Source organism: Candidatus Binatia bacterium (assembly GCA_036382395.1).
Classification (GTDB): Bacteria; Desulfobacterota; Binatia; order HRBIN30; family HRBIN30; genus JAGDMS01.
Genome location: DASVHW010000040.1, coordinates 1 through 7,478, shown reverse-complemented (window position 1 = coordinate 7,478; position 7,478 = coordinate 1). Strand labels below are relative to the sequence as shown.

Annotated in this window: 7 protein-coding genes; 3 read left to right on the top strand and 4 right to left on the bottom strand. The window is 65.0% G+C overall.

All coding sequences use genetic code 11. From position 1 onward, the window contains the following. Window positions 1–296: 296 nt before the first annotated feature. Entirely contained in the window at window positions 297–776 is a 480-nt protein-coding gene (gene ispF / locus VF515_02230) for a 2-C-methyl-D-erythritol 2,4-cyclodiphosphate synthase (GenBank protein HEX7406445.1), read from the bottom strand. A 308-nt stretch (window positions 777–1,084) separates the two neighbouring features. Beyond that, a complete protein-coding gene (gene glp, locus VF515_02225; protein ID HEX7406444.1) occupies window positions 1,085–2,317 on the bottom strand; it encodes a gephyrin-like molybdotransferase Glp in 1,233 nt (410 codons plus the stop codon). Between the two features lie 112 nt (window positions 2,318–2,429). Between glp and VF515_02220 the strand changes: the two genes are divergently transcribed. From VF515_02220 to thiE, 3 genes are all read left to right on the top strand, one after another. Beyond that, the gene (locus VF515_02220; protein ID HEX7406443.1) at window positions 2,430–3,614 is read left to right on the top strand and encodes an ATP-binding protein; all 1,185 of its coding nucleotides are present in this window, start codon (window positions 2,430–2,432) and stop codon (window positions 3,612–3,614) included. After that, window positions 3,611–5,065 (top strand): sigma-54 dependent transcriptional regulator, encoded by a 1,455-nt coding sequence (locus tag VF515_02215; protein HEX7406442.1) that lies wholly within the window; start codon window positions 3,611–3,613, stop codon window positions 5,063–5,065. Before VF515_02220 ends, VF515_02215 begins: the two co-directional genes overlap by 4 nt. Window positions 5,066–5,149: 84 nt before the next feature. Continuing rightward, window positions 5,150–5,812, top strand: coding sequence for a thiamine phosphate synthase (gene thiE, locus VF515_02210; GenBank protein ID HEX7406441.1), 663 nt, complete (start codon window positions 5,150–5,152; stop codon window positions 5,810–5,812). Between the two features lie 144 nt (window positions 5,813–5,956). Here thiE and VF515_02205 read toward each other — a convergent pair whose 3' ends face one another. Next, window positions 5,957–7,093, bottom strand: coding sequence for an acyl-CoA dehydrogenase family protein (locus VF515_02205; protein HEX7406440.1), 1,137 nt, complete (start codon window positions 7,091–7,093; stop codon window positions 5,957–5,959). A gap of 13 nt (window positions 7,094–7,106) precedes the next feature. After that, on the bottom strand, window positions 7,107–7,478 hold a 372-nt coding region (locus VF515_02200; GenBank protein ID HEX7406439.1), incomplete at its 5' end, for an acyl-CoA dehydrogenase family protein.

Genomic DNA, 7,478 nt, shown 5'->3' with positions numbered 1-7,478 from the left:
GAGTGCTGAGAGTCTGTGAGGAAATTGGTACGGGCAAATGAGATTTCGTCAGCACACTCTGTCTGAGCGGCCGAAGGTCGCCCATGGTGGTATAGGCTTCCAGCCTGTACCAATGAAGGTGCGGCCGAACGGCCGCCGGGTGTTAGTACAGGCTGGAAGCCTATACCACCGGCATTGCGCCTCTTTGGCGCAACGCAAGGCGGAATCGTTGTGGTTTCGGACCACGCATTTCCTCACAGACACTGAGGGCTGCGTCCTGAGTCTCGAACCGGAAACCAGAGACCACAAACCAGAGACTAATCTTTTTCGAGCAACACGACGGCCGTTGCGGCGATGGCTTCGCCACGGCCGATCGCGTCGACCCCCTCGTTGGTCTTGGCTTTCACGCTCACGCAGGTCTTCGACACGCCGAGCAGATCGGCGAGGCGCTGGCGGATGGCGTCGCGATGAGGCGCAAGACGCGGCTGTTCGGCGCAAATGGTGACGTCGAGGTTGCCCACACGCCAGCCCTGTCCGGTCATCAAGGCCACTACCTGTCGCAGCAGCTCGCTGCTGGCGATGCCCCGGTAGCGCTCATCGGTGTCGGGAAAATGTTGGCCGATGTCTCCCGCACCCATGGCGCCGAGAATGGCATCGCAACTGGCGTGGAGTACGACGTCGGCGTCGGAGTGGCCGAGCAATCCCCGTGGGTGTGGGATGTCGACACCGCCCAGGATGAGCCGCCGCCCCTGGACCAGCCGGTGCAGGTCATAGCCGTGCCCAATGCGTGCCCGCACCTCAGCCTCCTTGACTCGGTGCCGCGATTCTGGAAGGCATAAATAGACCTATGGGCAAAGTGAAACTCATCGCGGCGATCGTCATTCTGGTGGTCGTGCTCGCCGTCTTTCTGCAGAACAGCGACCCGGTGAGGTTCAAGTTCCTCTTTTTTGCTCCAATTGAGATTGCGAAAACACTGCTCATTCTTGGGTCCGCGCTCCTTGGAGCCGCGGCAACACTCCTATCGCAATTCTTCTGGCGCCGCCGCAAACGGCCTGGCTCTCCATCGGTTACTCAGCACTCAGGCCTCAGCACTCAGGACTAGGTCTCATACCGGCGGCGTTACCACCCCATCGCTGCTCAGCAACATCACACGCACCGGGTTTCCCCGTTCAATGATACGGACCTCGGGCGGTGAAATCATCAGGCCATCGCCGAGAGAGAGTGAGCGCAGCACGCCGGAGCTTTGCGAGCCCGTAGGGCGCGCTTGATAGCAACCCGGTTCCCCTTCCAGCATACAGCGAACGAACTCGGTCAACCCGTCTGCCGTCCGAACGTTTTCCGCGGCGGTGGCGGTCACGACGGGCAGATGGACGCGCGTCAGCCCTTGCATGGCGCGCAACGCCGGACCGACGTAGATATAGAAGCACACGAGGGAAGATACCGGGTTGCCCGGCAAGCCAAACACCGGTGTCCGGTCACGCACTCCAAACATCAGCGGCTTCCCCGGCCTCTGCGCCACCTTCCAGAAGCGTTCGACGACGCCCAGCCCCGTCAGGGTCTCACGCACCAGGTCAAACGCGCCCATTGAAACGCCGCCGGTAGACAGGACCACGTCGGCCGCAAACGCGTCGGCAAATGCCTGCCGGGTGGCGTCGGGCGTATCGCGCACGATCCCCAGCAGGCGCGGAATGGCGCCTGCCTCTTCGACCGCCGCCGCCAGTGTGTAGGCGTTGCTATTGACGATCTGGCCTGGGGCCAGCGGCTGGCCGAGTTCCACCAACTCGTCTCCGGTGGCCAAGATTGCGACCACCGGCCGCCGCTGCACGGGCATGACCGCGATTCCCAGCGAGGCCAACAGACCAATGTCCGCCGGGCGCAACGCGCGTCCGGGCGCCAGCACCGTTTCACCCACCCGCATATCCTCACCGGGCTGGCGCACGTGCGCAGCGGCCGGCACGCTGCTGAAGACGCGCACCTGACCGCCCTGCTCTTGTGTGTCTTCGATGCGCACGACTGCGTCGCCGCCTTCAGGCATCGGCGAGCCGGTCATGATCTTGATGGCGGTTCCGGCGGCGACGCTGTGGCGCGGTACGCTGCCGGCACCTACGGTCTCGAGCACAGGCAGGATAACCGGCCTCTCTGCCGTTGCGGCGGCAACATCCGCCGCTCGCAGCGCGTAGCCATCCATGGCGGCGTTACGAAATGGAGGCACATCACGGCTCGCTGTCACCGACTCGGTCAAGACCCGGCCCAAGGCCTGCGGTAGGGCGATGCGTTCCGTGCCCAGCGCGTGCACCTCGCCCAAAATCACATCGATTGCGTTGCGGACGCTGATCATCAGAGACGTCAAGCTAACGTGGGCTCGACGCCGTTGTCAACGTGCCCGTTTCCGACGTGTCGTTTCCGACGTGCCCGTTTCCGACGCTACGGCCGTGTGTTACGATTCACGGATGCTGGCGGCGAGGCACAAGAGAAAGAATCCGCAGCCTCCGGCTGCGGCGGCGCGGGTGGCCCCGGACCCACTGGAGAATGTGCTGGCGAGTCTGGCGGATGCGGTGGTTCTCACCGACGACAACGATCGCATTACGATGTTCAACCAGGCCGCCGAAGCACTGACCGGCTTGGCCGAAGCGCAGGTGCTGCAGCGGCCGTGCACCGACGTCTTCGCATCCACGCCGGTGCTTGCGGCGATGGTGCGGCGCACGCGGACCCTGGCGCAAAATCAGTCGTGCGGCGAGGAGAGCTTGTCCACGCGCCAGGGAACCGTGCCGGTGCGCGTCAGCTGCTCGCCCATATGGGGACCAGAGGGCCAGATCCAGGGTGCGGCGCTGGTGATCCAGGACCTCAGTTACCAAAAGAAGCTCGAGGACGAATCCCGCCGCAATGAGACGTTGGCGCGCCTGGGAGGGCTCGTCGCCGGTCTGGCGCATGAGGTGAAGAACCCGCTCGGCGGCATCAAAGGTGCGGCGCAACTGCTCGCCCAACGCTTCGCCGATCAGCCGGAGATCGGGGAATACACCGGTGTCATGATCCGCGAGATCGACCGTCTGAGCCGGCTGGTCGAGCAGTTGCTCACCCTCGGCACACCTCCCGCTCCGAAGCTGGATCCGGTAAACATTCACAAGGTGTTGCACGAGGTGCTGGCGATCATGGCGACCGAGCTGAGTGCGAAGCACGTCGGCGTCCGCCTCCGGATCGATCCGAGCCTGCCCGACGTGCGCGGCGAAGAGGCCCAGCTGACACACGTGTTCTTGAACCTGGTGAAGAATGCGCTGGAGGCTATGCCAGATGGCGGCGCCCTTACCGTGACCACGCGGATGGAGACCGATTTCTACATCCGGCGCGGCAGCACTCAGGCTGCCGTTGGCGGGGAAGCGGGGTACGGTGGTTCCGATGATGCGCGCAGAGGTCTGGGGAAGTTTTTACGTGTGGAGCTTGCCGACACCGGACCCGGTTTCGAGGCGGCGGAATTGGAACGGGTCTTCGAACCGTTTTTCACCACCAAGCCGCGCGGCAGCGGCCTTGGCCTGGCCATCTGCGAGCGCATCATTGCCGCACACGGGGGAGACATCCATGCAGAAAACGGGCGCAGTGGCGGTGCCGTGGTGACCGTGACGTTGCCGGTGGTCTCATGACAAGTCTGACCGGTCGCATTCTGGTGGCGGACGACGAGGAGTCGATCCGCTGGGTGCTGCAGACGACGCTGGCCGGCGAAGGCCACGCGGTCGAACAAGTGGAAACCGGCGATGCGGCACTGGACGCCCTGACGCGCGACCACTTCGACCTGGCGTTGGTCGATATCAAGATGCCCGGGCTCGATGGCCTGGCGCTGCTATCGAAGGTCCGCGAGGCCGGGTTGACCACGCCGATCGTGATCATCACCGCGCAGAACACCATGATCAATGCCATCGAGGCTATGAAGCGCGGAGCGTATGACTACGTCACCAAGCCGTTCGACATCGAGGAGGTGCGCCTGCTGGTCCAGCGGGTTCTCGAAATGCGGCGCCAAGCGACGGATCTCACCCGCCTCGAGGAGCAGACGCATCGGCGGTTCGAGCTGGGCGTCGAAATCATTGGCAAAACTCCCGCGATGCAGGAGATCTTCAAGACCATCGGACGGGTGGCCCCCACCGATGCCACCGTCTTGATTCAGGGCGAGAGCGGCACGGGCAAGGAACTGATCGCGCGGGCCATCCACTCGCACTCGCCGCGCTGGAGCGCCCCGTTCGTGGCGTTGAACTGCTCGGCGGTCCCTCGCGATCTGCTGGAGAGTGAGCTCTTCGGACACGAGCGCGGGGCGTTCACCGGCGCCACGGAACAGCGCGCCGGCATGTTCGAAGTCGCGCACGGTGGCACCCTGTTCCTGGATGAGATCGCCGACATGCCGCTGGAGTTGCAGGCCAAGCTCCTGCGCGTCGTGCAGGAAAGGGAGCTGACGCGCATCGGCGGCCGCGAGGTCATCAAGGTGGACTGCCGTCTGATTGCCGCCACCAATCAGGACCTCGATCGCGCCGTCAAGCAGGGGCGGTTTCGTGAGGACTTGTACTTCCGGCTGAAGGTCGTGCCCATCCTGGTGCCGCCGCTGCACCAGCGCCGCGGGGACATCCCGGAACTGGTGAACTACTTCATCGGCAAGATCAACCGGGAGATGGGAACCAACGTTACCGGCATCTCGCCGGAGGCGCGCAACGTTCTCAACGCGCATGCGTGGCCCGGCAATGTGCGCGAGCTGGAGAACACGCTCGTGCGTGCTGCCGTGCTTGCCCCCGGCCCGACGCTCATGCCGCGCGATCTGGCGTTGGCGACGCACGATGCCGCCGCGACCGCCTACGATGACCTGTCGTTGGAAGATGTCGTGCGCCTCAAGCTGAAGGAGTATTTCCGCCAAACTCGAGAGGTCGAGTTGACCAATCTGTATCCGCTCATCATGGAAGGCATCGAGCGTCCACTGATCGAGCTGACGTTGGAACGTACCCAGGGCAATCAACTCAAAGCTGCGGCGCTCCTCGGCATGAACAGGAACACGCTGCACAAAAAGATCACCCAACTGAAGATCGCGCCCAAGCGGCGCTCAGACGCGGACTGAGCGCCGCTTCGCGTATGGCATATAGCTTATGGCTTATGTTTAAGTTCGGGTCTGCGATACGCGATATGCGATAAGCCATAAGCGATGTTCTCCTTTCCCCACCCTCTTTACTCAATCGTCGATACCTTGAGTGATCCGAAGCTGTCGTACGTCGGGCTGGCGCAGGCGATGCTCGATGCGGGGGTGCGCCTCCTGCAGTTGCGGGTGAAAGATCAGTCTACGGGCCGCTTTGTCGAGATCGCGCGCGCGGTGAAGGCAGCCGCCGATGGCGCTCAGGCGCAGCTCATCATCAACGACCGGGCCGACATCGCCAAGCTCATCGATGCCGCCGGAGTCCATCTCGGCCAGGAAGACCTGCCGGTCGCCGCGGCGCGCGAGATCCTCGGGCCGACCAGGATAATCGGCTTCTCGACCCACAATGTGGCCCAAGCCGAAGCCGCGTCGCGAGAGGGCATCGCCGACTACATCGGCTTCGGCCCGATCTACCCGACCACCAGCAAGCAGCGTCCCGACCCGGTGCAGGGATTAGACCACCTGCGTCAGATCCGCAGCCGCGTCACGCTCCCGATCGTCGCCATCGGCGGCATCACGGCCAAGACGATGCCTGAGGTCCTGTCCGCCGGCGCCGACGCCGTGGCGATGATCAGTGAGATCGTGCGCGCGGATGACGTCAGCACCAAGGTCCGCGCGTTGCTGGAGCTTGCGACCGCAAGCCAAGGGCGCGCCCACCCCATCCCGAAGGGATGACAGAGATTAGCCGCTGGTTGAGGCCGCGGGCCTGCGGCCGCAGGCCGATACCACCGGTTGCGAACGTTCCACCCCGACACGCACCCCGAAGGGGTGCCAGCGTCCGTTCTCCGACTGTCTCGGCTCTTGCGGACGATCGCTCTCCTACGCCAGCCCAGGCGGCCGCGCCGCAATGCGGGCGCCGAGCCGGGCCAGGTGGACCATTGCTCCGCCCAGCGTGAGCTCGATCTGCTTCGTCCAACGGAAGTAGCGATGCAGCGGGTAGGCGGTATCGACGCCGATGCCGCCGTGCAGATGCTGCGCCGCGTGGACGACCCGCTGGCCACCCTCCGCCGCCCAGAACTTGGCGACCGAGAGCGCCTCGTCGGCCGGTAGCTTCGCCGCCAGCCGCCACGCGGCTTGGCGCGCCGTCAACGTAACCGCCTCGGTGTCGATGTACGCGTCGGCGGCGCGCTGCGCGACCGCTTGAAAGGTTGCGATCTTCACGCCGAACTGTTCGCGTTCGGAGACGTGCTTGGCCGTGAGGCGCAGCGCCGCGTCGCATACGCCGGCTTGCATGCTGCACAGCCCGGCAATGGCGCGCTGCGCCAGCCAGTCGACAATGGCACCGCCCTGCGCTGGGTGGCCCAGCACGTCGCCGGCACCGACCTTCGCTCCGGACAAGGTCACCACGAACTGCGGTTCCAGGGCCGTCGTCTGAACGCGATCGAGCGCGACACCGGCCGCCTTCGGGTCGACGAGGAACACACCGACGCTGCCGGCGCCGGTGCGCGCCGGCACCAGCATGCGTCCGGCAAGGTGCGCCGCCGAGACGAAATGCTTCTCGCCGTCGAGGCGCCAGCCGTCACCGTCGCGGGTGGCGACGGTTGCCGGCAACGCTGGGACGAATACATTGCCCGTTTCGACGAGCGCCGCAGTGAGAATGAGCGAGCCGTCGATGACAGCGGGGAGGTAGCGGCGGCGCTGCTCGGCCGAGCCGAATGCATCGATGGGCATCGCCCCGAGGATCACGGTGGCGAGATACGGGAGGGGCGCAACGGTGCGGCCGATCTGTTCGAGCACGAGACAGGCCTCGACTATGCCGAAGCCGGCTCCGCCGACGTCCTCCCGCAACGGCGCACCGAGCAGCTGTGCCCCTGCCAGTTCCGCCCAAATGTCGGCGGCAAACCAGTCCGGTTGTGCCTCGATGGCAGTCAGCCGTTCGGGCGGGAGCTGCTCGCCCAGGATCCGGCCCGCCAGGTCGCTGATTGCCTGCTGATCTTCGTTGAGTGTGAAATCCATGTTCGGTACCCGATTAGAAGCGCGGCACGCGCGGCATGCCGAGACCGAAGAGCGCGATCAGGTCACGCTGGATCTCGTTGGTGCCGCCGCCGAAAGTGAGAAAGAGCGTCCCTTGATAGGCGCGCTCGAGGCGGCCACGCAGCACGGCGCCGGGAGACCCGTGCCGCAGGTAGCCTGCCTGACCGAAAACCTCGAGCAAGAGCCGGTACGCCTCGCAGAAAAACTCCGTCCCGAACACCTTGGTGGCACTGGCGTCGGCCGGATTGACCGCCGTGCCGGACGCGACCTTCCAGTTGATGAGCCGCAGATACTCGAGCCGCGCGTACACCCGGGCGAGGTTGAGCTGCACCCACTCTTGATCGATCACGCGGCGTCCGTCGGCGAG

What these genes read in the sequence shown, in the direction of transcription:
- glp (HEX7406444.1), bottom strand. Translation starts at nt 2,317, where the DNA reads ATGATCAGCGTCCGCAACGCAATCGATGTGATTTTGGGCGAGGTGCAC.
- VF515_02220 (HEX7406443.1), top strand. Translation starts at nt 2,430, where the DNA reads ATGCTGGCGGCGAGGCACAAGAGAAAGAATCCGCAGCCTCCGGCTGCG.
- VF515_02215 (HEX7406442.1), top strand. Translation starts at nt 3,611, where the DNA reads ATGACAAGTCTGACCGGTCGCATTCTGGTGGCGGACGACGAGGAGTCG.
- thiE (HEX7406441.1), top strand. Translation starts at nt 5,150, where the DNA reads ATGTTCTCCTTTCCCCACCCTCTTTACTCAATCGTCGATACCTTGAGT.
- VF515_02205 (HEX7406440.1), bottom strand. Translation starts at nt 7,093, where the DNA reads ATGGATTTCACACTCAACGAAGATCAGCAGGCAATCAGCGACCTGGCG.